Origin of the sequence: Moorena sp. SIO4A1 (genome assembly GCF_010672065.1) — a bacterium.
In the GTDB taxonomy this organism is placed as follows: Bacteria; Cyanobacteriota; Cyanobacteriia; order Cyanobacteriales; family Coleofasciculaceae; genus Moorena.
Window position 1 is genome coordinate 1 of sequence record NZ_JAAHHX010000627.1, and the last position, 1,570, is coordinate 1,570.

A 1,570-nucleotide genomic window follows, 5' to 3' on the forward strand; every position below is an offset into this window, starting at 1 on the left:
CCCCTAAATCCCCCTTAATAAGCAGGGCTGTTTCATTCTCTAGAAAATAGAATATAATCGGAGATAATTACTCTTAAGTACAAAAACTGAGAATATATTTCAGATTATGGCTCATTTCGCTGATTGCTGCCTTAATCGAATCAAAGCCATGTGCTCGAAGAAGGGTTAAAACCCAGGTTTTGAGCAAAGATAAGTTTTTTGGAGCAAATCCTGATATTTGGGGACTAATATCTTCCTCGTAAATGACGTCTTTGACCCAATGAAGAGAATTTTCAATCAGCCAATGTTCTCTAATTCCATCGACCAAACGACGAGATTGAGGAGATTTTGAACTCATATAATAACTAATGCTTTTGAATGGTTCATTACCACGAGTTCCACTCCGAGAGACTTTAATGACACAACCGACACCCATCCATAATGGATCAAGGTTTTATGGTGGCTCAAACACTTCTATTTGACGTACAGTATTACGGTTTCTAGTTTTTTCATGATGGATCACTTTTTGTCGTGGTGTTTGCTGCTTTGATTCCGTTTCTATTTGTTGATATAATTTGGGTTGATTTTTTTTGACTTTAACTAGATAGTCATTCCCTGAATCGATGATCTCTGCCAGAGTTTTTTTTGACAATGAAGAGCATCAAAAGTAAAGACTACACCAGTTAAATATAATAATTCAATTAAGTCTCGAACGACGGGAATTTCGCTTTCCTGCTTATTTTCCATCATTTTTACCCCTAATACTAATCTTCTTTGATGGGAAAGCGATGCAGCGCGGTCTTGGGGGTTTCCCCCATGAGCGACTGCATCAAGACAAAGCCGAAACACAGTTGATAAAGTTTTGTTGGGCTTGATTGACCTTTGGTCACGCTACGCGATCGTAGTTACTAACGGTATTTTTGAGGCTCTTACCATCGAGGGATATCCATTCATTAGAGGGAATCACACTATACTGTTTACTCCATTCATTAAACACTATTTGGAGTTTTTCGTAATCTAAATTAACCATGACTCTTCTGATCGGCTTCGCCGCGCCAAAGGCGATCGCTGAATAAGAAGGAACACGAGCATTGGGAATTTGAAGTATATTAATCAATTCTCGGCGGTGTCGTTCTACAAATCTACCCAATTGTCGATAACCCCAATAACCACTCATCATCCCCATAATTATGATTAGAAGCACCAGCCACAGAGGCGGACGTTGACCATGAAGACTGCGATGATCAGGTATTTCTAAGAGAAACGTCGATTAAGCTTTTCTCCATGATGCATGGCATATAAGGGAAATTAGCCCAGTTTTATGGCTATTGCTTCACTATACAGCTTTTTACTCTATAATGAAACAGCCCTGCCCTTAATAAGGGGGACTTTGATCTTGATAAGCGTACCTCAGAAATGCCATAAAAGCTCTACTTAAATAGTATTACTGTTCCCGATTCCCGATTCCCGATTCCCGATTCCCGATTCCCGATTCCCGATTCCCGATTCCCGATTCCCGATTCCCGATTCCCGATTACCGATTCCCGATTCCCGATTCCCGATTCCCGATTCCCGATTCCCGATTCCCGAT

General features: G+C 40.6%; 3 protein-coding genes. All 3 read right to left on the reverse strand.

The features are described from left to right. Positions 1 to 73: 73 nt before the first annotated feature. The 3 genes from F6K53_RS41330 to F6K53_RS41340 all read right to left on the reverse strand — a co-directional run bounded on the left by F6K53_RS41330 (position 74) and on the right by F6K53_RS41340 (position 1,231). Entirely contained in the window at positions 74 to 415 is a 342-nt protein-coding gene (locus tag F6K53_RS41330; RefSeq protein ID WP_293086148.1) for an ISAs1 family transposase, read from the reverse strand. A 164-nt stretch (positions 416 to 579) separates the two neighbouring features. Next, entirely contained in the window at positions 580 to 828 is a 249-nt protein-coding gene (locus tag F6K53_RS41335) for a hypothetical protein (protein WP_293086151.1), read from the reverse strand. 37 nt (positions 829 to 865) lie between these two features. Next, on the reverse strand, positions 866 to 1,231 hold the full coding sequence (locus F6K53_RS41340) for a transposase family protein (RefSeq protein ID WP_293086153.1): 366 nt from the start codon (positions 1,229 to 1,231) through the stop codon (positions 866 to 868). Positions 1,232 to 1,570: the final 339 nt, after the last annotated feature.

Excerpts from the sequence above, each read along its gene's own strand:
- F6K53_RS41330 (WP_293086148.1), bottom strand. The coding sequence starts at position 415 with ATGGGTGTCGGTTGTGTCATTAAAGTCTCTCGGAGTGGAACTCGTGGT.